At 59.6% G+C, this 24,422-nt stretch carries 19 protein-coding genes, 2 tRNA genes and 1 pseudogene; 15 read left to right on the top strand and 7 right to left on the bottom strand.

Features of this window, described 5'->3' with window-relative positions; all coding sequences use genetic code 11:
- Positions 1-244: 244 nt before the first annotated feature.
- Positions 245-820 carry an HdeD family acid-resistance protein gene (locus tag HMPREF2879_RS06890; protein ID WP_141747357.1) on the top strand — a complete coding sequence of 192 codons (576 nt, stop codon included), beginning with the start codon at positions 245-247 and terminating at the stop codon, positions 818-820.
- A 134-nt stretch (positions 821-954) separates the two neighbouring features.
- Here the strand turns inward: HMPREF2879_RS06890 and HMPREF2879_RS06885 are convergent, their stop codons facing one another.
- On the bottom strand, positions 955-1,863 hold the full coding sequence (locus tag HMPREF2879_RS06885) for an acyl-CoA thioesterase (protein ID WP_049342090.1): 909 nt from the start codon (positions 1,861-1,863) through the stop codon (positions 955-957).
- A 218-nt stretch (positions 1,864-2,081) separates the two neighbouring features.
- Here HMPREF2879_RS06885 and HMPREF2879_RS06880 point away from each other — a divergent pair, with 218 nt between their 5' ends.
- Together HMPREF2879_RS06880 and HMPREF2879_RS06875 are read left to right on the top strand one after the other, a co-directional pair.
- Positions 2,082-2,936: a DUF8185 domain-containing protein gene (locus tag HMPREF2879_RS06880; RefSeq protein WP_070635113.1), complete on the top strand. Its 855-nt coding sequence runs from the start codon at positions 2,082-2,084 to the stop codon at positions 2,934-2,936.
- A gap of 276 nt (positions 2,937-3,212) precedes the next feature.
- A complete protein-coding gene (locus tag HMPREF2879_RS06875) occupies positions 3,213-3,818 on the top strand; it encodes a phosphatase domain-containing protein (RefSeq protein ID WP_005508133.1) in 606 nt (201 codons plus the stop codon).
- A gap of 143 nt (positions 3,819-3,961) precedes the next feature.
- Here the strand turns inward: HMPREF2879_RS06875 and HMPREF2879_RS06870 are convergent, their stop codons facing one another.
- Both HMPREF2879_RS06870 and pepN read right to left on the bottom strand, forming a co-directional pair.
- Positions 3,962-5,119, bottom strand: a complete 1,158-nt coding sequence (locus HMPREF2879_RS06870; RefSeq protein ID WP_246822929.1) for an SGNH/GDSL hydrolase family protein — start codon at positions 5,117-5,119, stop codon at positions 3,962-3,964.
- A 248-nt stretch (positions 5,120-5,367) separates the two neighbouring features.
- Positions 5,368-7,917, bottom strand: coding sequence for an aminopeptidase N (gene pepN, locus HMPREF2879_RS06865; protein ID WP_049345623.1), 2,550 nt, complete (start codon positions 7,915-7,917; stop codon positions 5,368-5,370).
- Between the two features lie 373 nt (positions 7,918-8,290).
- On the opposite strand from pepN, the gene HMPREF2879_RS06860 reads away from it, so the two are divergent.
- From HMPREF2879_RS06860 to HMPREF2879_RS06820, 9 genes are all read left to right on the top strand, one after another.
- The gene (locus tag HMPREF2879_RS06860; protein WP_005505713.1) at positions 8,291-8,782 is read left to right on the top strand and encodes a ribose-5-phosphate isomerase; all 492 of its coding nucleotides are present in this window, start codon (positions 8,291-8,293) and stop codon (positions 8,780-8,782) included.
- A 118-nt stretch (positions 8,783-8,900) separates the two neighbouring features.
- Entirely contained in the window at positions 8,901-9,785 is an 885-nt protein-coding gene (locus tag HMPREF2879_RS06855; RefSeq protein ID WP_012903379.1) for an Fpg/Nei family DNA glycosylase, read from the top strand.
- A gap of 61 nt (positions 9,786-9,846) precedes the next feature.
- Positions 9,847-9,917: transfer RNA gene (locus HMPREF2879_RS06850), tRNA-Gly, on the top strand.
- Between the two features lie 488 nt (positions 9,918-10,405).
- Positions 10,406-10,480 (top strand) — tRNA-Pro (locus HMPREF2879_RS06845).
- A gap of 107 nt (positions 10,481-10,587) precedes the next feature.
- Complete coding sequence (tig, locus tag HMPREF2879_RS06840) at positions 10,588-11,889, top strand: trigger factor (RefSeq protein WP_070635111.1); 1,302 nt, start codon at positions 10,588-10,590, stop codon at positions 11,887-11,889.
- A gap of 367 nt (positions 11,890-12,256) precedes the next feature.
- Positions 12,257-12,910 (top strand): ATP-dependent Clp protease proteolytic subunit, encoded by a 654-nt coding sequence (locus HMPREF2879_RS06835; protein WP_005505718.1) that lies wholly within the window; start codon positions 12,257-12,259, stop codon positions 12,908-12,910.
- 5 nt (positions 12,911-12,915) lie between these two features.
- Positions 12,916-13,605, top strand: a complete 690-nt coding sequence (locus HMPREF2879_RS06830) for an ATP-dependent Clp protease proteolytic subunit (RefSeq protein ID WP_012903382.1) — start codon at positions 12,916-12,918, stop codon at positions 13,603-13,605.
- 461 nt (positions 13,606-14,066) lie between these two features.
- Positions 14,067-15,434 (top strand): ATP-dependent Clp protease ATP-binding subunit ClpX, encoded by a 1,368-nt coding sequence (gene clpX, locus HMPREF2879_RS06825; RefSeq protein WP_070635110.1) that lies wholly within the window; start codon positions 14,067-14,069, stop codon positions 15,432-15,434.
- Between the two features lie 185 nt (positions 15,435-15,619).
- Positions 15,620-16,261 carry a DsbA family oxidoreductase gene (locus HMPREF2879_RS06820; protein ID WP_070635109.1) on the top strand — a complete coding sequence of 214 codons (642 nt, stop codon included), beginning with the start codon at positions 15,620-15,622 and terminating at the stop codon, positions 16,259-16,261.
- A gap of 173 nt (positions 16,262-16,434) precedes the next feature.
- Here the strand turns inward: HMPREF2879_RS06820 and HMPREF2879_RS06815 are convergent, their stop codons facing one another.
- The 4 genes from HMPREF2879_RS06815 to HMPREF2879_RS06800 all read right to left on the bottom strand — a co-directional run bounded on the left by HMPREF2879_RS06815 (position 16,435) and on the right by HMPREF2879_RS06800 (position 22,189).
- Positions 16,435-17,982 (bottom strand): LssY C-terminal domain-containing protein, encoded by a 1,548-nt coding sequence (locus HMPREF2879_RS06815; RefSeq protein WP_070635108.1) that lies wholly within the window; start codon positions 17,980-17,982, stop codon positions 16,435-16,437.
- 181 nt (positions 17,983-18,163) lie between these two features.
- On the bottom strand, positions 18,164-18,565 hold the full coding sequence (locus HMPREF2879_RS09455; protein ID WP_210399482.1) for a hypothetical protein: 402 nt from the start codon (positions 18,563-18,565) through the stop codon (positions 18,164-18,166).
- Positions 18,566-19,122: 557 nt separating this feature from the next.
- Positions 19,123-21,855, bottom strand: coding sequence for a valine--tRNA ligase (valS, locus tag HMPREF2879_RS06805; protein ID WP_070635107.1), 2,733 nt, complete (start codon positions 21,853-21,855; stop codon positions 19,123-19,125).
- A 19-nt stretch (positions 21,856-21,874) separates the two neighbouring features.
- Positions 21,875-22,189 (bottom strand): hypothetical protein, encoded by a 315-nt coding sequence (locus HMPREF2879_RS06800; protein ID WP_070635106.1) that lies wholly within the window; start codon positions 22,187-22,189, stop codon positions 21,875-21,877.
- Positions 22,190-22,393: 204 nt separating this feature from the next.
- Between HMPREF2879_RS06800 and HMPREF2879_RS06795 the strand changes: the two genes are divergently transcribed.
- From HMPREF2879_RS06795 to HMPREF2879_RS09550, 3 genes and pseudogenes are all read left to right on the top strand, one after another.
- Positions 22,394-22,708, top strand: coding sequence for a penicillin-binding protein (locus HMPREF2879_RS06795; protein WP_070635105.1), 315 nt, complete (start codon positions 22,394-22,396; stop codon positions 22,706-22,708).
- 135 nt (positions 22,709-22,843) lie between these two features.
- On the top strand, positions 22,844-23,644 hold the full coding sequence (locus HMPREF2879_RS06790) for an SDR family oxidoreductase (protein WP_070633980.1): 801 nt from the start codon (positions 22,844-22,846) through the stop codon (positions 23,642-23,644).
- A gap of 539 nt (positions 23,645-24,183) precedes the next feature.
- Positions 24,184-24,422: pseudogene (locus HMPREF2879_RS09550) on the top strand (peptidase); the annotation flags it as partial.

Genomic DNA, 24,422 nt, shown 5'->3' with positions numbered 1-24,422 from the left:
ATTTTCGATGTCCAAGAAACGGGAGGCAGTTCAGCGTGGGGAGGCGGGGCTTTGCTGTGTCTGCTGGGGAAGGGGTATAGTCCTGCTATCTCACGTGTTGTTCCGCTACGTGGTGGGTTATTCGTCGGTAGAAATAGTTCGCTCAGTGGCGACCGATATATCGTGGCGGACTTCATATTTACGGTTTATAATGGGTATGTGCGTAAGTACAACTGACACATGTGATTACGAAGAGAAGAGCATTATGCTTTCAAAATATAACTGGATGTCCTTGGTTACCGGTCTGTTGCTGATTGCAGCGGCAATCTACATGTTCGCCAATCCCGCTATTCCGCTGGTAGTTCTGGGTTATGTGTTCTCCATTTCGGTGTGGCTTGGTGGCGTGTTTGAACTGGTACGTTACTTCGGCACGCCAAAGCAGGCACGTACCGGCTGGGACCTGGTTGACGGCATCTTGACCGTGGTGGCTGGCCTGATTCTGCTGACTGCCTCGGTGGGTGCACAGGCAACCTTCATCCCGACCATTGTGGGTACGTGGATGATTATGTGGGCGCTGATTCGTCTGATGACTGCCCAGGGCATGAAATACCTGAGCTACGCCGCCGGACGCCACCTGCAGCTCTCTGCTATTGGTACCCTTATTCTGGGCTTGCTCGTGGTGCTGTTCCCGATAATCTACGGCGTGGCGGCAGTATGGATGGCAGCACTGGGTCTTCTGGTGACCGGTCTGGTATTCGTGGGTGACTTCTTTGTTTCCCGCCGCACCAAGAGCACCGTGCACATTTCCCCGGACGGTGTGATTGACGGCGAAGCTAAATAAGAGCTTCCAAACGGCTTCTAGACCGTACACTAGAACATAAGAAAGACCGTGTGAGACAACCACCTCACACGGTCTTTCTGTATGCTCTGCCAGGTTCGCCTGACGCCTTCCGGTAGTCCTAGCGGTGCTCTGCTTTATCGATATTCCGGCAGGCGGAACATCATTTCCTGCGCCACGGTCGCCACCAGCTCACCGGAACGATTGAAAATCGAACCCTGCGCGAGCATCCTGCCGCCCTGCGCGCTCGGGGAATCCAGCACGTACAGCAGCCACTCGTCGGCGCGCGCCGGGCGGTGGAACCACATCGCGTGATCCAGCGAGGCGCTCTTGAGGCCCGGTTCCAGCCAGAACTTGCCGTGACGACGCAGAGCAGGCTCCAGCGGCAGGTAATCCGAAGCGTAGGCGATAGCGGCGCGGTGCTCCGCCTCCGACGCCTCAGAACCATCAGCATGCACCAGGCGGTCAAAGGTCTTGAACCACACGCAGGCACGCGGCTGTGTCGAGGAGGCATCCGGCTGAGTGTACAGGGGCGCATCCACGTGGCGCATATCAATCGGACGTTCCCACGCTACCGCCTGTGCAATGGGGTGGGGGAGCTGGCCCAGATAATCGCTGACCTTCGGAAGGGACTCGGGGTCCGGAACCTCCGGCATGGTGACCGCGGTGTGCTCCGGGCCGCGGCTATCCGCCTGGAAAGACATAATTGCAGAGAACATGGGCGCCTCATCCTGGAACACCTGCACGCGGCGGGTCGAGAAGGAACGGCTATCGTTCAGGCGCTGAGTGGCGAAGAACAGTTCACGCTCAATATCGCCGGGACGCAGAAAATAGGCGTGAATCGAGTGGATGTCCTTGCCCTCCACCGTGCGGTCGGCGGCAATAATCGACTGGGCAAGAACCTGACCACCGAAAGTACGCGGCTGCTCGCGGGTGAGCGTCACGCCGGTAGACACTTCATCACTACCGAAGGAGGCGGGCGCCGCCTCCACGGGGGAGAGGTCCAGCATCCGCATGAGGTTTTGGGTCACAGTGGGCTTGGTCATGGTTTTATTCTCGCACGTTTTCAATGAGCCGGTTTCTGGCGTAGAGTGGGAGAGCATACTCTGAGACAACCACGACAGGTTGATTCGGAACATTGACTAGGAACAACGGCCCGGATTATCGATCTGGATGAACAATCCGGAACGTTCCCCTAACACACCATCGCATATATCACCCACCAACTTGCCACCGAGCAGGCCAACGCCGAAAAGGAGCAGAAATGACTACGCCGTCTGAAACCACCCCTGACAATACCCCCGTGCAGGAGAACGCTCCCGACCAGAACAACGCGCCCGCACCCATCGAGCTCAAGTACAACCCCCACGAAGGCGTGGAGGAGCCCTACCTGATTCTGCCCGGCGGTGCCCAGGGTGCCGCAGTCGTCAAGGATCTTGCCACCTACATTTCTCGTGCTCTGGCGGTCAACCCGGATGCGGCTATCCGCCTGACCGCGCGCGGCCGCGTGGTGGCGGTGTTCGCCTGCTCCCTGGAGCCGGAGGACGCCTCCTCGGACACCCCGGTCATTATGGGTCTGCGCGCCCTGCACCTGCTGGCTGACTCGACCCTGGACATGACCGTACAGGCGCAGGCGCTACTGGACCGACTGGCGCGTCTGCAGAAGCAGGCAGAAGAACAGGGTAACGAAGAGAACTCGCAGCTGGTGCTGTTCATGCCGCCGGTGACCGTCAACGCCAGCTGGGCTGGCAAGTCAGCCCCGCTCAGCGGCTGGTACGAGGTTGGTGCCGTCCCGGTTGAAGAATTCCACCGCGCCACCGCAGAAGGCCTGGAGGCGGTAGAACGCGCCCTGCCCGAGAACCCCGGTGCCGCGGTGCTTTCCACGGTGCGCTCGCGTATTTGGTCCTCCGATATGGTGCTGGAATACCTACCTGAGTTCGATACCGTGCTTGTACCGACCGGCGCGGCATTCGCCCTGCGCGTGTTCGGTTTCATCCCGGAAGGCTTCACGGGCGATCTGCCGCTCTTCGCTGCGCATGTAGGTTCGGAGGAGTGGCTGCGCATTGTGGCGCCCGCCGGTATGGTGCTGGTGCGCCGCGGTTCCGGTTCGCTACTCTAACTTTCCTCGAGACATTTCTAGACTTTTTACGTTGGTGGTGTGGGCTCTTTGCCTGCGCCACCAGCGGTTTTTCTATGCCGTATGACATCAACGGGGTAGTTGTAATAATGACATTCGATAGGGCATTACTTTACGAAAATAGGGTATTCTAGAGAAACTACGCCCTTTCACCGGGGCGTCTTTGACACACCGATTACCAGCCACACCGCACGGGAACTCTTCCGCTACGCCCTCACCAGGCGCATCCTTCCCGTACGGATCGAAAGTGAGACCTTCATGGATCTGATTGCAGTCGACATCGACGGCACCCTTGCCAGCAACCGAGATCAGATGGACAAGTACCTGACCGGTTTCTTCGCAAGCAACCGCCGATTCTTCAAGGCCATCCGCAACGCCACGGTCAATGTTGAAATTGCCGACCGTGTTCGCGAAATCGCGGCAGACACCGGCGCAGAGGTCGTAGTAATTACCGGCCGCGATGGCACCTACATGAAGGAATTGAACCAGTTCATCGCCCGCGCAGGTCTGGAACCCAAGCACGTGTTCGCTAAGCCCGGCAACGACGGCTCCAACAGCCCCGCATGGAAGGACTCCGTCATTGAGTCCCTGATTGCTGACGGCAACCGCATTATCCACGCTTTTGAAGACACCGACCACGAGGTGTACCTGCGCCGCGGCATTCCCGTCACCTGGGTCGCCCCGATTCGCGACTACATTGGCGAATGGCACTACGAGTCGATCGACATTGACCCGGTCGCCTGGGCTGCCGAGCAGCGTGAGAAGGAAGCCGCTCGTGAGCGTCAGAAGCGTCGCCTTGCGGAGGGCGTGCTCGCACACCAGAAGGCCGAGGCGAAGGAACGCCAGGCAAACGTCGCGGCATAAAACCCGCACACCAACTTGAGAGCTGCGGTGGGTAACCCACTCAAACGAATGAGGCGCCGGAAGGATTCAATCCTCCCGGCGCCTCATTCTAATGCTATATGCGTTGATCGAAGCTGATGTACTCGGCTGATTACACAGTTAGTTTACGCGGTGCCGAGCAGTTCACGCAGACGAGTCGCAAAGGGGCCCGCCAGCTTATGGTGCGCCTTCTCCTTCAGATGCACGCCATCAGCCATGTCACCCTCAGCCAGGTAGAGGCTCTGCCAGCCCGAGGTGTCCATGAACAGCACGCCGGTCTCGCGGGCACCCTGCCTTGCCACCTCGTTTGCCACGTGACGCTTATGCGCCACCTGCTTATCCGTCGCCGCATCCTCACTCATCGACACCACGCCGCCGAACACGATCTTCGACGACGGGTACATACGTCGCAGCTGCTCAATGACCTGAGTCTGGTGAGCGTTCACGTGCTCGCGCGCCTTCGTCTCATCCTCGTGAATGTAAATGTCATTGCCGGAGGCGTCCAGGTAAATCACGCCGGGGTTACCGCTCGGCAGAGCCCAACGGCCACCCATCACACCCTGATAGTAGGAGGGGCACACACCCTCGCGGGCAGTCACAAAACCGATGCCGCCGCAACGGAACAGGTACGGGACGAAACCAGCCTGCTTCAGACCCAAACCAACCCAGGAGGTTGCGGTCACCTGCGAGTCACCAATCACCAGGGCATCCTTAGCGCCAAGAACATTGGTGTTACGCGGCAGACCGTTCGCCTTATCCCAGTAGAGTTCAGCCTTCTCAAACTTGGTGTACAGAACGCCCTTCTTGGATCGCCAGCTCACCGGCAGACCCTCCCAACCGGCAAAGTCGCTGTACCCACGCTGCTTCCACCAGTGCTCGTAGACGCCGGATTCCACCGCAACCGGACCGTACTTGGGGGTGTACATGACCACGCCACCCTTGAACTGCTGAACCAGCATGTCGGCGGCATCAGCGGAGGTGGGGAACGGCGCCTGAATCTCACCGGTTGCCTGCGCACCCTCCTTGCCGAAGGCGTTCTGCGCGGTGCGTTCCATCTTCTGCGCCGGGGTGGTCGGTTCCGGAGTCGGCTCGGGGGAGGGGGACTCGCTGGGGCTTTCCTGCGCCGACTGGGTAGGCTCGGCGCCCGCAGCAGCGGTAGCGGCGGTGCCACCGGGCGCGATGAAGCCTCCTGCGGAGTACACGCCAAAGGAACCGGCGGCAACCACAGCAAGGATTGTGCCGGTCAGAGAAACTTTCGCGATAGGAGACTTGATAGAAGGCATGCACAACAGTATACGATAGGCGCAACCCCAAGTAGAGAGCTTTTGAGGGATATTCAAATGAAAATAACAAAAAATATGCACCGCAGTGACAAGAATTAGACTCGGTGCGCAACTTGGGGCACAACTCAAAATAGAACCGGCATACCCCCCATATAGAAACGTCCCCTCCCACCCCGAATCGGGGTAGAAGGGGACGAATAAAAACTTATGAGAGCAGGCAATGAACCCGCCTCAGCTCACAAGCATTGTTAGATGTCAGCCGCCTGAACCTTCAGCGCACGAGCCACGCCGTCGCGTGCCTCCGCAATCTGACGGTACAGAGCCGCAGCATCCTCAGGCAGAGAAGCCAGGTACGCCTCGGTACGCTCCAGCAGCTCAGCGGTCGGCTCGCTCGGGTACATGCCACCAATAATCTGCATGGAAATCTCGTGCGAACGCGAACGCCAAATACCCTCAATCTGCTCGAAGTACGGCTCATCGTACTGGGCAATCAGCTCGGGCTTGCCGGACTTGAAACCGGAAATAGCGTAACGCTGAATCATGTTCGACAGTTCGCCGGTCACCATGATCTTGTTCCAGTACTCAGCCTTAGCCTCCGCGGTCGGAATCGACGCGTATGCCTGAGCGGCGTACTGCTGACCGTTCGCGGTGTTGTCGTTCTCCAGCTCCGCAGCAATCTGCTCGGCGGAGAAACGGCCACCGGTAGCCAGGCGGCACACCAGGTTCCAACGCAGGTCAGCGTCAATATCCAGGCCCTCAAGGGTCAGCTCACCCTCGAAGAGACGCTGCACGTTGTCGTACTGCTCCTCGGTGCGGGTCTGGTTGATGAACGCCTGCAGCAGCTGCAGCTGAGCATCCGAATCGGGCTCTGCAACGCATGCCAGCTCCCAGAGACGGTCAGCGGCACGGTGGCGGGTCTCCTCGCGAGCCTCAGGAGCCACGAAGGAGTGCAGGGTAGCGGACAGGTTGTTGATCTGGGTGCGCAGAGCGGTGGAGTTGGTCTCCTTACCGATGTTGTTCAGCACCAGGTCAACGTACTTACGTGCCGGCATCTGAGCGTCACGCACGGTATCCCAGAGCGAACCCCAGACCACGCCGCGAGCCACGGACGAATCAATGTCGCCCAGGTGCTTGATAGCGGTCTCGATGGAACGCTCGTCCAGGCGAATCTTGGCGTACGCCAGGTCCTCATCGTTCAGCAGCAGCAGGTCGGGGCGCTTCTTACCGAGAGCCTCCTCAACCACGGTCAGCTCGCCGTCAATGTCCAGCTCGATGCGGTCGGTGCGGGTCAGCTTGCCGTCCACCAGGTTGTAGAAACCAATTACGGCACGGTGCGGGCGCAGGGTCTCGAAGCCCTCAGCGTAGGACTGGCGGATACCCAGGTTCGAAATGTTGCCAGCCTCGTCGTTCTCAATCTCAACGGCGAGAGTGTTCACACCAGCGGTCTCAAGCCACTTAGCGCTCCACGCACGCACGTCACGGCCGGAGGTGCGCTCCAGCTCAACCAGCAGGTCGTCAAGAACGGTGTTGCCCCAGCTGTGCTTATCGAAGTACACCTTCAGAGCAGCCATGAAGTTCTCCTGGCCAACCCACGCCACCATCTGACGCAGCACCGAAGCGCCCTTCGCGTACGTAATGCCGTCGAAGTTCACCTGAACATCGGCAAGGTCACGGATCTCAGCCACAATCGGGTGAGTCGAAGACAGCTGATCCTGACGGTACGCCCAGGTCTTCTCCGACGCGGCGAAGGTGGCCCACGCCTCCTTCGCGTAGCGGGTGTTCTCCGCAGCAGCCAGGGTCGACATGAACTCAGCGAAGGACTCGTTCAGCCACAGGTCGTTCCACCACTTCATGGTGACCAGGTCACCGAACCACATGTGAGCCAGCTCGTGCAGAACGGTGATAGCGCGGCGCTCACGCAGAGCCTCCGCAACCTTGGAGCGGAAGACGTAAGTCTCCAGATAGGTCACGCAGCCAGCGTTCTCCATCGCACCGGCGTTGAACTCGGGCACGAACAGCTGATCGTACTTCTCGAACGGGTACGGGGTCTTGAACTGCTCCTCGTAGAACTCGAAGCCCTGACGGGTCAGCTCAAACATGTCCTCAGCATCCACAAACGGCATGAGGGACTTACGAGCGTACACGCCCAGCGGAATCACTCGACCTTCAGAGTTAGTCAGCTCGCTGGTGACCTTCTCGTAGGGGCCAGCCACAATCGCGGTAATGTACGAAGACATGCGCGGGGTCGGCTTGAAGAACCAGGTCTTCGCACGGCCGCAACCGCACTCCTTCTCCTCAACCTTCACCTCGGGCTGGTTAGACACAACCACCCAGTGCGAGGGAACGCGCACAATAAACTCGAATTCAGCCTTCAGGTCGGGCTGCTCAAAGACGGGGAACACGCGGCGGGAGTCCGGCACTTCAAACTGGGAGTACAGGTACACTTCGCCGTCGGCGGGGTCCACGAAACGGTGCAGACCCTCACCGGTGTTGGTGTAGAACATCTCTGCGTCAATGACCAGGGTGTTCTCAGCAGCAAGGTTCGGCAGCTGGATGCGCTCGCCGTCCGCCAGGTCGGTGCTCAGCTCTTCGCCGTTGAGGTTAATGGACTTGACCGAGGAGGTGATGGCGTCAATGAAGGTGGAGGCACCTTCCTGAGCGTCGAAGCGAATTTCAACCTTCGAGGAGAAGACGTCTTTGTCCTTCGGAAGGTCGAGTTCAATACGGTACGAGTGCACGCGCTTAATAATGGATGCGCGTTCGATTGCCTCATTGCGGGTTAGGTTCAGGCCGGGCATACAGCTCCCTCTCCTTAGATGTGAATAGCGTGCCGTGTTGACACGCCCTGTCATGGTGCGCTGGTTCCCGAGGTGCGCGGCTCCTGCGACGCTGCATACGTAGCGCTGGAGGCCTTCAAGCTTGGGCGCGGCGAATCGGGACACCAAAAAGTGCCATATCCCACAGTCTACCGTATAGGTGGGGGTATAGAAGGCTTCGCATTACCCGAACCCGCGCGAATTCGATACAGTTAAGACAGAAAAAACCCAAACGGGGAAGCGTATCCCACCTGATGGATGCGCGGCGCACTCTAGCAACGGCGCTCAGAACTGAGACCCGGCGCCTCCCACGAACGCACAAACGCACGTCACACCAAATCACCAGGAGAGTACCTTGCGCGTACACATCGCAACCGACCACGCTGGCCTCGAACTGAGCCACTACCTGATTGAGTCCCTCACCGCTGCGGGCTACGAAATGATTGACCACGGCCCCGCCGACTACGACCCGCTGGACGACTACCCCTCGTTCTGCATTAATGCAGCCCTTGGTGTGAAGCGTGACCGCGAGGCTGGCCTGGACTCCCTGGGTATCGTGCTGGGCGGTAGCGGTAACGGCGAGCAGATGGCGGCGAACAAGGTTGATGGTATCCGCGCAGCTCTGGCATGGAACCACGACACCGCGGCACTGGCTCGCGAGCACAACAACGCACAGGTTGTAGCTGTGGGCGGCCGCCAGCACAGCAAGGAAGAAGCACTGGAAATCATCAAGGTCTTCCTGGCTACCCCCTGGACCAACGAGGAGCGTCACGCACGCCGTATCGGCCAGCTGGCTGAGTACGAGCAGACCGGCGACATTGCCGGCAAGCAGATTGACGCTGCCTAAGCTCTAAAATCTGAGGCGCATAGTGCAGGCTATGCGCCTCAGTCGTCTCTGCGCCCCATATAATCCGCACTATTTCTAGCCGCGCTATTTCCAGCCCACAAGTTTTCGAGGAGAACCCGTGCCCGAAGGCCACTCCATCCACCGTATCGCCCGCCAAATCAGCGACGTCTTCACCGGCGAGCGCGTGCAGGTTTCCTCCCCGCAGGGCCGCTACACTGAGGGTGCCGCCCTGCTGGACGGTCACACCATCACCGGGGCATACGCGCACGGTAAGCACCTGTTCGTGACCTTCGAAAACGACCTGACCCTGAACGTGCACCTGGGTATTTACGGTAACTGGAGCTTCGGCGGGGACGAGACGTTCACGGGTGCTTCGAGCATTGGCGCGCCCCGCAAGATTGGTGAGAAGGAATATGCGGCGGGGGAGGAGCAGCCCTACGCCGGTCCTCCCGAACCGAAGAGTACGGTGCGTTGCCGTATTGTTTCGGAGCACGGCTGGGCGGATCTGGTGGGCCCGACTATCTGCCGCACCCTCACCCCGGAGGAGGTGCGCACCGTCCGCTCCAAGCTCGGCCCCGACCCGCTCAACCCGGACGCCGACCCCGAACAGTTCTACCGCGCGGCACGCAAGAGCTCCCGCCCGATTGGTGTGATTTTGATGGACCAGGCGGCAATCTCCGGCGTGGGCAATATCTTCCGCGCCGAGTCGCTGTACCGCCAGGAAATTGATCCGCTACGCCCCGGCAAGAGCCTCAGTGACGAGGAACTGGAGCGACTCTGGGAAGACAATAAGCACCTGCTGGTCATCGGCGTGCGCGTGGGGCGCATCATCACCACCGAACCCGAAGACCGCCCCGGCGTACCCGAAACCGAAGCGTGGCCCGACCACGCCAACTACGTGTACATGCACCACGGCGAGCCCTGCCGCCGCTGCGGAACCACCATCCGCATGGAGGAAATCGCAGGCCGCAAACTCTACTGGTGCCCCGGCTGCCAGGTCTAAAAACTGCTCAAATATTTGACAGTCCAGATGGAACCTCGATACTATAGTCAAGTTCCATTCCGGGGATGTAGCTTAATGGTAAAGCCTCAGTCTTCCAAACTGATTACGCGGGTTCGATTCCCGTCATCCCCTCGAGATTTAGGGTCTCGACGCTTTCGCGTCGAGGCCCTTTCTTTTTCCCTCGAGGGGATGACGGGAATCCCTTCCGCATGCGGATTTATTTCCTCGCGCGCTCGGAATCCGCACGCTCCAGCTCGTCATCCCCTCGCACAAATCCCAGCTAAGGTTGCCGGGAATCGCTTCCGGGCGAAAATACATTCCCTCGCGCGCTCGGGATTTTCGCCCTCCAGCCCGTCATCCCCTCGAGAACTAATCTCCGGGATTCGCTTACGCATGCGGATTTATTTCCTCGCGCGCTCGGAATCCGCACGCTCCAGCTCGTCATCCCCTCCACCTCGCATCCACACAAAACACCCTACAAAACCAAGGGAGATAGGGGAGTACGCGCTCAGTGGAAATAAACCGCGCACGAGCCGCTGTGTTGGGCATTTAGCGGGAAAACAGGTAAACTAGGGCACTGACTGTGTTAAACACGCAAGTGCGCAACACGGTCGGTTTCACGGGGCGTGGCGTAGCTTGGCTAACGCGCCTGCTTTGGGAGCAGGAGATCGCAGGTTCGAATCCTGTCGCCCCGACGTGAAACGGTTGCCGCGACGCTACAGGGTCGTGGCGCTCTTTCCACTAAGCAACCGCGGCACACACGATTCGTGCCGCACCGAAACTATATGAGGAGATCACGGACGTGAAGACCGCCGTCGAGAAGCTCAACCCGACCCTCGCAAAGATTGAGGTCGAGGTTCCCTTCGCAGAATTCAAGCCCTACCTGGACCGCACCTACAAGAACCTCTCGGGTCAGATCAGCGTTCCCGGCTTCCGCAAGGGTAAGCTGCCCAAGCAGCTCATCGAGCAGCGTGCGGGCTTCGACTACATCGTCGAGGCATCCCTGAACGACGCTCTGAACGACTACTACGCACAGGCACTGGGCGAGAACGAACTCTCCCCCCTGGCACAGCCCGAGCTGGACGTTCAGTCCCAGCCCTCCACTGAGAACCGTGAGGCAGACCTCAAGCTGACCATCACCGTCACCGTCCGCCCCGAAATCGAGCTGCCCAACTACGAGGGCCTCGAGGTTGAGGTTGACGAGGTAGAGGTCACCGCTGAGGACGAGGTCCAGGCACTGGACGCTCTGCGTGAGCGCTTCGGCACCCTGAAGACCGTTGAGCGCCCCGCAGCTGACAAGGACTTCGTGACCATCGACATCGCAGCTGAGATCGACGGCGAGCAGGTTGACGCAGCAAACGACCTGTCCTACCAGATCGGTTCCGGCACCATGCTCGACGGCATTGACGAGGCTCTGACCGGCCTGTCCGCTGGCGAGGATGCAACCTTCGAGACCAAGCTCTCCGGTGGCGAGCACGCAGGCGAGCAGGCAACCATCAAGGTCAAGCTCACCGCAGTCAAGGAGCGCGAGCTGCCCGAAGCTGACGACGAGTTTGCACAGCTGGCTTCCGAGTTCGACACCATCGAAGAACTGAAGGAAGACATCAAGAAGCAGGTTGCAGAGGCTAAGGTTGCCGAGCAGGGCACCCAGGCACGCGACAAGGTCCTCGCAAAGCTCGTTGAGCTCGTTGAGATCCCCGTCCCCGAGAAGGTTATCGAGGACCAGCTCGAGCAGCACTTCAACAACCCCAACGCTGAAGCAGGCCACGACACCGAGGAGCACCGCGCCGAGGTTCGCGAGAACACCGAGACCGCATTCAAGAACGAGATGGTTCTCGACGCTGTTGCGGACAAGGAAGAAGTGACCGTTGACCAGGCTGAGATGATCAACTACATCATCACCATGAGCTCCCAGTACGGCATGGACCCCAACCAGTTCGCACAGATGCTGGACGGCTCCGGCCAGGCAGGCGCACTGGTCGGCGAGGTTCGCCGCTCCAAGGCTCTGGCAGCAGTGCTGAAGACCGCAGTGGTCAAGGACACCAAGGGCAACGTTGTTGACCTGTCCAAGTACCTGGGCGAGGGCGAAGAGGCAGCTGCCTAAATCCCGCCACGGTCTGCAAAAAGCCACCCCGCTAGAGGGCGTGCGCTGATTGCTTGAAACGTGTAGCCTCAGCGGGCATCCACCGAATTACCGGTTGGGTGCCCGCTGAGGCTCTTTTTCACCCCAAGTTACTTCGCCCGCAATTCCTCCCCGCAACACCCCGAATGCGCATGCAGGCTCGTCAGTACCGCATATGCTGGGCGCTGTGCTTCACGCTGTGCTTCACCCCCTGGCGAACGAACAACCCGAAGGGAAGCGGGGGAGAGCAACTATCGGTAAGGTAGTAGCAACGAAACTTTTCGCGTGCGCTCCGGCGCGTAAATCGCGCAAAGATGCAGCGAAGACCCATTAGAGAAGAAGAGGAAGAATGTCCAGCTACATGCCTCTGCCCATCGGCGCCTCCCAGGCAGCCGGCGTGGCGCCCGCGCCGTCTATGGCAACCCCCATCGTTGGTGCCCAGGAAGATTACGTCTACAACAGCCTCCTGAAGGAGCGCATTATCTGGCTCGGCTCCGAGGTGCGCGACTCCAACGCTAACCTCATCTGCTCCCAGATGCTGTTGCTCTCGGCTGAAGACCCCGAGGCAGACATCTACCTGTACATCAACTCTCCCGGCGGCTCCGTCACCGCCGGCATGGCTATCTACGACACCATGCAGCTCATCCCGAACGACGTGGTGACCGTGGTGACCGGTATGGCAGCATCCATGGGTCAGTTCCTGCTCACCGCAGGCACCATCGGCAAGCGCTACGCAACCCCGAACGCCCGCATCCTCATGCACCAGCCCCTCGGTGGTATTGGCGGTACCGCATCTGATATCCGCACCCAGGCTGAGCTGATTCTGGACATGAAGAAGCGCCTGGCAGAGATTACCGCTGAGCGCACCGGCAAGAGCCTGGAAACCATCCTGAAGGATAACGACCGCGACAACTGGTTCAACGCGGAAGAGGGCCTGGAGTACGGCTTCTTCGACCACATTGCGACCACCGCCGGTAAGCTGCCCGAATCGAAGAACGCATAAGGGAGATGCACATGAACTACCTGCCGAACGATATCACCACCTCGGCGCCGGCTATGCCGAGCAACCGCTACGTGCTCCCCAGCTTCGAGGAGCGCACCCCCTACGGTTACAAGCGTCAGGACCCGTACGCAAAGCTGTTCGAGGACCGCATCATCTTCCTGGGCACCCAGGTGGACGATGCATCCGCTGACGACATCATGGCTCAGCTGCTGGTGCTGGAGGCACAGGACCCCGAGCGTGACATTACCCTGTACATTAACTCGCCCGGCGGCTCCTTCACCGCAATGACCGCCATCTACGACACCATGCAGTTCATCCGCCCCGAGATTCAGACCGTGTGCCTGGGTCAGGCGGCATCCGCTGCGGCGGTTCTTCTGGCTGCCGGTACCCCCGGCAAGCGTCTGGCACTGCCGAACGCTCGCGTGCTGATTCACCAGCCCGCTCTGAGCGGCCAGCAGGGCGGTCAGGCATCTGACATTGAGATTCACGCGAACGAGGTTATGCGTATGCGTGAGTGGACTGCACAGACCCTGGCGCTGCACTCGGGCAAGACCTACGAGGAAGTTGACCGCTCCATTGAGCGTGACAACATTCTGACTGCGGCTGCTGCTCTGGAGTACGGCCTGGTCGATAAGGTGCTGGAGTCTCGTAAGTTGCGTAAGCCTGCGACCAACACCGCTATTTCCCACACCTAAACTTTAGTTTTGAGGAATATCCCCGAGTATTTTTCGGGGGAGGGGCGGCATTGCCCCGTGTGCGAGCCTTCGGGCTGGTGCGCGGTGCGGTGCCGCTTCTTTTTGTGCACCGTGGGTGTATTTGGTGGGTCTCCGTGTGGTGCTTCAGTAGGTGACTCTGACCTGCACTTTACCCTTGTGAATCACCGTCATATCGGGGTGTGGAAGTTCCTGCCGCCGTCATAAAAGACGCGCTTTGTCATATGCCCGGTAAGTCCGTTCATTTGCGGTGCGTAATTCTTGGTTCCGGGGTGAACTCCGGTAGCCTTAGAAAAGGAGAAAATTCGAGTATTTCATACCGTTTTCTCACTCAAACTAGGGCGCCCACCACCCGCCGGTGCTCCTCCTGAGAAATCACCGCAGACATCAGGTCACTGACCCTTCTGCGCCGATTTCACCACGCCGATCGAAAGGGAATTTTCGTGGCCACAGACGTCATTGTGCCTCCCGAACAGCCCAACGCCAGCATGCGATGCTCCTTCTGCAAGAAGACTCGCGCGCAGGTTTTTAAGATTGTGCTCGGCCCGAATGTTTCTATCTGCGACGAATGCGTGGAGCTGTGCGAAGAGATCCTCGCTGAAGAGCGTCTGAAGGTGAAGGCCCCCGCCGCTGCGCCCGCGCCTCAGCTGGCTACTCCGCGCGAAATTTACAGCTACCTCAACGACTACGTCATCGGTCAGGACGCGGCGAAGCGCACCCTGGCGGTGGCGGTGTACAACCACTACAAGCGCATCCACGATATTGATAACCCGGTGTTGACCTCCCGCATTCTTTCGGCGACCGCGGGGGAGCAGGTGGAGCTGGGCAAGTCGAATATTCTGATGCTCGGCCCGACCGGCTGCGGTAAAACCTACCTGGCGGCAACCCTGGCGAAGAAGCTGGATGTGCCTTTCGCCCTGGTTGACGCAACCACCCTCACCGAGGCGGGTTACGTGGGTGACGACGTGGAGAACATTCTGTTGCGCCTCATTAACGCCGCTGACGGCGATATTGCTAAGGCTCAGCGCGGCATCATCTACATTGACGAAATCGACAAGATTGCCCGCAAGGGTGGCGAGAACCTCTCCATCACCCGTGACGTGTCCGGTGAGGGCGTGCAGCAGGCGCTGCTGAAGATTATCGAGGGCACCGTGGCGACCGTACCCCCGGAGGGCGGCCGCAAGCACCCGGCGCACGCGAACATTGAGATTGATACCTCGAACATTCTCTTCATCGTGGCTGGTGCCTTCGACAATATTGACGACCGCATCGCAGCCCGCGTGGGTGCCGGTGGCATCGGTTTCGGTGCCGAGCTGGGCGGTTCCGTAAAGAACCCGCTGGACCAGATCATGCCCGAGGACTTGGCGCATTACGGCATTATCCCCGAACTGATTGGTCGCCTGCCGGTCATCTCGACCCTGAACGAGCTCAACGAAGAAGAGCTGGCTCGCGTGCTGACCGAGCCGAAGAACGCGCTGCTCAAGCAGTACCGTCACCTCTTCGCCCTGGACGGTGTGGAGCTAATCATCGACGACGCAGCGATTGCGGCTATTGCTCGCCTTGCCGCCGAGCGCGGTACCGGTGCCCGCGGCCTGCGCTCCATGATGGAGCAGATTCTGCAGCCGATTATGTTCGACATCCCGGACCGCACCGACGTGGTGTCTATCGTCATCGGTGAGGACACCGTGCTCAACGGGGCAGAACCCCGCTACGTGCTGCAGGCACCGGACCCCGAGACCACCCGCACCGTGAAGGGGGAGGCGAAGACCGCCTCCCTGAAGGCCGCGAAGGCCGGGCGCAAGGTGGCCTAATCGAATACTTCCGGCCGAAGAGGCCAGGGAATAAAGAAGCCGTCGCCCCGGTTATACGGGGTGACGGCTCACTAGCAGGTGCCGCGCTCAGAAACCGCGGGCTTGGCTGGTGCAGATATTAAAGGTGAACACAGGGTGCCGGGCTGCACGGGCGGTACGCGCATCCGTACAAGAGAGGAACACCCATGGCTGAGAACGCCCCCGCACAGGTTGATTTCTGGTTCGATCCGATTTGCCCCTGGTGCTGGATTACCTCCCGCTGGATTGGCGAGGTGCAGAAGGTCCGCAATATTGAGGTGACCTGGCGTCCCTTCTCCCTGTCCATGCACAACCAGGGCCGCGACCTGCCCGCCGACTACCAGGCAGCGATGGACCGGTCCTGGGCGCCGACCCGCCTCATTACCGCTGTGCGTGAGCTGCACGGCAATGAGGTCATCAAGCCCCTCTATGACGCTCTGGGCGAGCAGATTCACCACAACGACAACAAGGCTGATTCCTACCGCGACGCAATCGTCAAGGCGCTGGAAGAGGTCAACCTGCCCGCAGAGCTGGCGGATGTGGCCTTCACCGACCAGTACGATGAGCAGATGCGCGCCTCCCTGGACCTGGCACTGGAGACCGTGGGTGGCACCGATGTGGGTGTTCCGCTGATTTCCATTAACGGCACCGCCTTCTTCGGCCCGGTCATCTCCCCGAGCCCTGCCGGTGAAGAGGCCGGTAAGCTCTTCGACGGCGCCCTGGCGCTGGCTTCCTACCCCGGCTTCTTTGAGCTCAAGCGCCCCCGCACCGTGGGCCCGATTTTCCACGGCGAGGACGGCGAAGCCTAAACACAGCGGGAACTGAGGCTCGAAACGCCGGGGACTGAAGCCCCAAGACTCGAAAACCCCGAGCTCGGCAGAGCCCCTCGGCGATAGAGCCTCAACAGAGCATAAAAGTACCGCCCGGTCACACTGACCGGGCGGTAATTTCTGTCTAACGGTGCCGAATTGCCGGATGCGGGTCAGACTTGGCGGCTTCGGTTTTCAGAAACCGTCTTTCGTGCTTTCTGCGCCTTGCGCTGAGCCCTGCGCTCCAGAACCTTCGGGTGCGTCGCGCGCTGCACAATCTTCGTGTCGCGCATGTGGAAGGTGCGGGTCGCGGTGTACTGGACCGCCTCGTCCGAGGTGAACGCCAACATTGCGAACACCGCAACGCCCAGCTGGAAGAAAATCGTGGACAGCGGCAGGGAGTGGTGTCCCCACAGCACGCCGCCGGTAATCGCCATGAAGTTTAGCGCCGTCAGTAGCAGGGCCAGACGGCGAGCCTTGGAGGAGCCGCGCAGCGTGCTCCACAGCAGGAAGAGGTGGGCCGCAGAATAGACGGCTACGAAGCCCACCAACACCGCGCTGGTGATGGTCAGCAGCACGTCGCTATCCACCTGATCGAATAGGCTCAGCAAATCAAGATCGTCGCCGGATCCTTCCTCCAGCAGCTTGGCTCGCAGAGCCGGGCGGCTGAGCGCCAGAATGACGCTGTTGACAATATCGGCGAGGGTCACGGCGATGAGCATACCCGAACCAACCAGCAGACTCAGCGGCATGCGGTACGCCAGGTCGTGCGCGCTGGAGAGGTGAATTTCTTCCTGCTCCTGTGGCTCCAGGCCCTCATTGTTCAGCACGATGACCGGGAGCGCGCCGTCCGTGCGGATCGCGTCGCCACCGCCGTTACGGGCGTGGTAGCCGGAGGAAAAATCGTGCAGAATCTCAACGTGAGTTTCCGGGTGAGCGTACTGAATGGACTCCACAATGTAGTCGCGTTCAAAGTCGGTTTCAGCGTCAATGCGGTGCGTGACCTGCAGAGTGAAGAAACTGAAACCCACACCGGAGTCGTAGGTGCCCGCCGCTAACCAATCCACCTGGTGACCGCCAGGCAGAAGCCAGCCGTCCGGGGTTTTCCAGAAGCGCACGTGGTGGCGTTTCTCGGGGTTGCCGTCCACTTCCTTCTGGTAGGCGAAAGCCTGCGTCTTACCAAAAATTTTCAGCGGGGAGACGGGTGCCTCCGCGTAGGAACGGCGGGTGATGGTGGAAAGAATAATCTTCCAGGAGGAGACGAGGGTGACGTCGTCAGCACGGGTCCAGCCTGCATCCTGCATGACCTGGTGAATCTGCTCCTCGGTACCAATCAGGCCGATATTGACCGGGTCGCCGAGCAGGCCGTCCGGGGTGCGGGTGCGCCCAATGAAGTAATCGGGCACGTAGATGCGGGTCATGATGGCGTGAAAACGCGGTAGCGTCAGGTACGCGGTGACCGCCCAGAAGATAAAGGCGATGGGCACGCCCCAAAAAGAGTGGCCGACCGTATTCGCCAGAATCATGAAGGTCAGCACGAGGGCGGCGACGCCGGCGAAGATAAAGAAGAGAGTGTCCCAGAAATCAACCCAGAAGCTACGCGGCACGAGGTCTTGCGCCGCACCGCGCGTGTCAATATCGCCACGGTAAACCGGTGGCGAGGTGACTGGGGGAGCAACATCGCTACGTATAGGCCGCAGGACGCGTTTTTGGTGGGACATTCCCGCCCTTTCTGCAACATAGTTAGGGTCTTTGAATATCCATAACTATAGCAAGGGGCAGGTTATGTGAAGTACGCATTCCGGGCAGGGCTTAATCGCTTGGCTCGATAGCCCCGCCGCAGAAAAACGCGGTACAACGCGGAGTGCTGGCGTTGCCGCGCGAAAGAAATAAAGGGTGACCCTACTCGGGGAGGGGCTTAGCCTCAACCGCAGCACGTGCGGCGGCAATGGAGCTTTCGTGGTGCAGCATATCGCGGCTTTCACGCATGAGGCGCACCCACTTGCGGGTCAGCTCCTCAAGCTGCTGAGCGGTCAACGAACCGGAGGCGATGCTCGCCTCATCGGTGGCGGCGCTGGTGGAAATATGCTGAAGCCAGAGTTCATACACTTCGTTGGTGTAGCTGGCACGCAGCGCCTGGGCATGTTCACGTGCCTGGCTGATGTACTCGTTCAGGCTCGTGTGATAGTGCTGAAGCTGATCGGGGGAAATGTTGGCTTGTGCTCCTGGCGGCGTGCTCGGGGTTGAGCTCTGCCTCGCCTGAGGCTCTTGCGGTAATCCGGAAGATGAAGAGTGTGAATTCATAGTAATTATGGGTGCGCCTACTTTGGCGCGGGTCAGAGTCAGGACGCATCGCTGCGCCTGACGGGTGGTTTACTGTCGTGCGGTTGGTCGGGGTATGTCTTGCTCGTACCGGTGATTTGTCTGTTGCTGAAGTTGAATAGAGGGTTGTTCCCGATGGTAAAACCCTCGCATCAACAATCATACATAAAGTGACAGTCAATCTCATAAGGTTGATTATGCTCTTTGCACATTGATGAACAGAAAAAGGGATTGAAAATCCCACATAATCCCTACAGAACAGCAGACTAAAACCCACATTATTGGGGGAGGAGGTTGTGAAGGTGCTAGGGATGGGTACGGGCACCCGCGGGTACCGAATGTGTAAAGCCTCTAGTCAGAGTCGTAAAAGCGCCATACAAAGCACCGCCCGCAGTCGAGCATCACGCTCTCCGGGTACCTTGCCTGCAGAAACCAACGAACCGCAGACACAGAAAACGGGGCGGTACCGTCAATCGGTACCGCCCCGTCCTCAACACCAACTCGGTGTTATGTCACTAAGCAATGAACGTTAGATTCGATTACTCAGCTGCTTCTTCCACAACGAGTACAACGTCGCGAACCTCCAGCTCGCCCTCAGCTGCCACCAGGGACAGCTCACGAGCGTTACCGGCAGCCTTCAGGTCAGCCAAGCCAGCGGCAATGCGATCCAGCTGAGCCTGAGGAGCCGCAATAGTAGCGGACTCAACCTCGGTGCGCTGCTTGACCTTCGCGTCGCTCTTAGCCTTACGCAGACCACCCAGAGCCTCAGCAACATCCGGCAGGATCTGCTTGAGCGACTCAATCTGAGCCGGGTCAGCGTCCGCCAGGACCCACTGAGCAGAAATGCCAGCAGTCGGGTTCTGTGCGGAGTACTCAGCCAGCAGGGTGCCCTCCAGGATGGGCAGTGCCTGCGGCCACTCGGCGCGGTGTACGCTACCTGCACGCCACCAGGACCAAATCTCTTCGGTCACGAACGGCAGGAAGGGAGCGAACAGACGCAGCAGAGCATCCAGGGTGGTTGCCAGTGCGGCAAGAACAGAAGCCTGCTCCTCTTCGCCGCGAGCACCGTACGCACGGTCCTTAATCAGCTCAACGAAGTCGTCGGTGAAGGACCAGAAGAAGCTCTCGCAAATCTGCAGGGCACGAGCGTACTCGTACTTCTCAAACGCTGCGGTTGCCTCTTCAATCAGGTACGCCAGGCGAGCCAGCAGGGAGCGGTCCAGGGCGTTGATGAGCACGCGGCCCTGAGCCTGAGAAGTAATGACAGACTTCTCGGTAGCGCCCAGGTTCAGCACGAACTTGGATGCGTTCAGCAGCTTGATCGCCAGGCGGCGACCAATCTTCATCTGGCCTTCGTCGTAGGCGGTGTCAGCACCCAGGCGAGCGGAAGCAGCCCAGTAGCGCACAGCGTCCGAACCGTACTTCTCCAGAACCTCGTTCGGGACCACAACATTGCCCTTGGACTTGGACATCTTCTTGCGGTCCGGGTCGAGAATCCAGCCGGAGAGCGCGGTGTTGTACCACGGCACGGAGGACGCCAGGGTCTCCGCGCGAACAGCGGTGGAGAACAGCCAGGTACGGATAATGTCGTGACCCTGCGGGCGCAGATCCATGGGGAAGGTCTTCGCGTGCAGGTCCGGGTTCACACCCCAGCCGGTCGCAATCTGCGGGGTCAGGGAGGAGGTAGCCCAGGTGTCCAGAACGTCCGGGTCAGCGATGAAGCCGCCCGCTACGCCGCGCTGATCCTCGGTGTAACCGGGAGCAGCCTGAGATGCGGGGTCAACCGGCAGCATCTCTTCGGTGGGCAGAATCGGGTTCTCGTAGTCCGGCTCGCCCTCAGCGTCCAGCGGGTACCAGACGGGGAAGGGAACGCCGAAGAAGCGCTGGCGAGAAATCAGCCAGTCGCCATTCAGACCCTCAACCCAGTTCTCGTAGCGGCTACGCATGAAGGAGGGGTACCAGTTCATCTCACGGCCGCGCTCGATGAGCTTCTCGCGGCGTGCAGCGTCACGGCCACCGTTGCGGATGTACCACTGACGGGAAGCAACGATTTCGAGGGGCTTGTCACCCTTCTCGTAGAACTTCACGGGGTGGGTAATCGGCTTGGGGTCGCCGTCCATTTCGCCAGCCTCAACCAGCATTTCCACGACGGTCTTCTGTGCGGTGAAGACGGTGGTGCCAGCCATACGCTCGTAGCGCTCGCGGCCCTCAGCGGAGGTGATCCACTCGGGGGTTTCGCGGGAGAAACGGCCGTCGCGACCGATGAGGGCGCGGGTGTCCAGCTGCAGTTCACGCCACCAGGTGACGTCGGTGGTGTCACCGAAGGTACAGATCATGGCGATACCGGCACCCTTGTCGGGCTGTGCCAGCGGGTGCGCCTTAATTTCGACCTCAACGCCGAACAGCGGGGAGGTGACGGTGGTGCCGAACAGCGGCTTGTAACGCTCGTCGTCCGGGTGCGCCACGAGAGCCACACAGGAGGGCAACAGCTCGGGGCGGGTGGTCTCAATCCAGACCTTCTCGCCGTTGGGGCGGTGGAAGCTGATGCGGTGGTACGCGCCGGGGCGTTCCTTGTCTTCCAGCTCAGCCTGTGCCACTGCGGTGCGGAAAGTGACGTCCCACATGGTCGGTGCTTCAGCCATGTAGGCGTTGTCTGCTTCCAGGTCCTTCAGGAAGGCGAGCTGGGAGACCTTGCGGGAGTGCGCGTCGATGGTGCGGTAGGTGCGCGACCAGTCAACGGACAGACCCAGGGTGGTGAAGAGGTTTTCGAAGACCTTCTCGTCTTCAACCGCGAGCTCTTCACAGAGTTCAATGAAGTTGTTGCGGGAGATGCGCGGCCACTTTGCCTGGCTGCGGTCGGGCTTGGGGGTGCCGTCTGCCTTCCAGGTGATCAGGTCACGGAAGGAGTCGTTGTCTGCCACGGAGGGGTCGCAGAGAACGCCGTAGTAGTTCTGAACGCGGCGTTCGGTGGGCAGGCCGTTGTCATCCCAGCCGAGGGGGTAGAACACGTTCTTGCCGGTCATGCGCTGGTAGCGTGCAATGACGTCGGTCTGAGTGTAGGAGAACATGTGACCCACGTGCAGGGAGCCGGATGCGGTCGGCGGCGGGGTGTCAATGGAGTAGACCTGTTCGCGAGTGGTGTTCTCGTCGAATGCGTAGGTCTTCTCGTCGGCCCAGCGCTGCGAGAGCTTCTCTTCGAGGCCTTCGAGGGCGGGGCGGTCGGGAACGTTAATCTGTACGGGCGAGTCTGAGCCCAAAATGTTTTCAGCCATAACGGCTATTTTCTCATATTCACGGCATTCTCTCAGCTTCAGGGGAATTCCGCGCTGTGCTGTGCTGTTCGTACCGCTCGATGGCGGCTTCTAGACGCGCCAGGAGGTGCCGGTACCGGCGCACAAATTGTGCCCTGCGCACTGCGGCGCGTACCCCGCTGGAGGCGGTGAGTTCCTGCCAGCTGGCGGGGTCGAGGTAGCTCTGCCCCAGCAGCAGGTGAACCTCAGAACTGTAGGGGGTTCCGGTGGCGGCACGGATGCTGTGCGCCCTCTGCTGGAGGGCGCGGCGCTGCTCTTTAAGGTCGGTGATGTGCTGGTGCGGTGTTGCTGTCATGTGGAGGCTCCCTATATGAGGAGTAATTGGCGATTCAGTGACAAACTCGGTGGAAACGGTAATGGGGGAGAGACCCCCTAATATTGCTGCCCCTGATTACCTGCAGTGTATGCGCGAAAATCTGCAGTATCAATGCCCACGAATCCTTCTCAGCAGAGCGGGCGCGGCGTAGACTGAAGATACACGACCTTTGAGGAGTTGCCAATGAGTTCTCTGAGTATTTTTGGTTTGGGCACGTCTGAAACCGTTCTGCTGATACTGCACCTGGTGCTGGTTGCGTTGTGCATCTGGCATTTGACGGTGCGTAGCGGTTACGGTGAGGCGCGTATGCGTTTCGTACTGCCTCTGATTGCGTTCATGCCCGGCGCTGCGGTTCTTTATCTGCTGTCTGCGCGTGAAGGTACGGTCCCTCCGGACACGATTAAGACCGGCAGTAGCTCGCCCGTGTACTTTGAGCACCGCCTCGGATTCCGTGACGGCGGCAGGAGCCGCTGGGGTCTGCCGCGCCGCCGCAAGTAGCACGGGTGATGGTGTCTGTATCGTTTGTTCTGAACGGCGGCGGGTACCTATCTCGCTATCGAAAATTTCAAAATATATGCCCGCGAGTCTGCTCGAACTGAGCACCCGCGGGCATCACTCTACTAGGATTAAAGTATGACTGAGAACACCCACATTCCTGCATCTCCTTTTCTTCCCACGACCGGCGTCGGCAAAGTTGCCGTGGTGACCGGCGCGTCCAGCGGAATTGGTCGAGCTACCGTGCATCAGCTGGTTGCCACCGGGTGGACGGTGTACGCTCTGGCTCGCCGCACCGACCGCCTCTACACTCTCTACGCGGAAACCGGCGCTCACCCGGTGACCTGCGACGTGACCGATGAGCATTCCGTCCGCTTTATTGCCGAGCAGATCCTGGAGGAGCAGGGCACCATTGACGCCCTGGTCAATATTGCCGGTGGTGCTATTGGCGTGGATAAGGTTGCCGACGGCAAGCCTACCGATTATTTGAAGATGTACCAGATGAATGTGCTCGGTATTCTGCACATGGTGCGTGCCTTCGCGGAGGCGTTGCGCCTGAACGGTCACGGCACGATCCTGAACCTGACCTCCACCGCTGCCGAGCACGGCTACGAGGGCGGCGCCGGATACAACGCGGCGAAGTTCGGCGCTCGCGGCCTGACCGAGGCGCTCCGCCTGGAAGAAGCGGAACATAACGTTCGCGTGATTGAGATTTGCCCGGGCATGGTGCACACCGAGGAGTTCTCCCTAAATCGTCTGGGTTCCAAGGAAGCCGCCGAGCGCGTCTATGCGGGTGTTGAGAAGCCGCTGACCGCAGAGGACGTGGCGCAGACCGTGACCTTTGCGTTGAACGTTCCGCACCACGTGAACCTTGACCGCATTACGATTCGCCCGGTGGCGCAGCCGAGCCAGTTCAAGGTGATTCGCAAGGAGAGCTAAGCTTTGTGCTCTTGCGTCCGCTGATGCGGGGGTAACTTGCCTCGCCTGCATTCCTGATTCTTAGGATGCGGGCGAGGCTTTTTGTTTGTACGCGGGGAGGTCTGTGGCTTGTGTGGAGCTTTGATCCGGGTGCCAAGCGGGGCGGGAATAGGTGGGGGAGAGGTATCAAGGAGTACTTGATGGAACTATAAAGTGGTACGTGAGACTTTAAGGTTCACCATGGTGAAATAGTTGGGGTGAAATCATCTATGGAAAGTATTATATTTTCTTCAAATGCAATCAAAATGTAGGGTTACCGGTGTTCACATGTCAGTATATGACCACAAAACACCATAATTGGTCTGTAATAACCCTCAACTTGAGGGGTGGTTTTATAACGATTTCATTACAGTTACTTAAAGCGGGCATTAAGAGGGCAGAAGACTCAGAGTTGGGTGTTAACCTTTTAGCAGTCACACCCATGTGTGAATCTGCGCGCCCCTCAAAGACGGAGGCACACCGCGTAGGTTCACCACCGATAATTCAGAGATCGAGGAAAAATGTCGAAGACTACCCGTCGCGTTTACAAGATCGCAGCTGCGGCAGCTTTTACCGCTGGTTCTGTAGCAGCAATCCCGGCAACCTTTGCGGCAGAAGCACCCGCCGATCAGCAGCAGCAGGTTGTTGATCAGAAGGCATCTTCTCAGACTTCTTCCCTGCCCGGCGGCAACGCAACCGAGACTCCCAAGGCTGAGGCTCCTAAGACTGAAGCACCTAAGGCTGAGGCAACCGAAGCACC

This window comes from Rothia sp. HMSC069C04, assembly GCF_001812895.1.
In the GTDB taxonomy this organism is placed as follows: Bacteria; Actinomycetota; Actinomycetes; order Actinomycetales; family Micrococcaceae; genus Rothia.
This window is presented reverse-complemented; position numbering and strand designations above follow the sequence as displayed.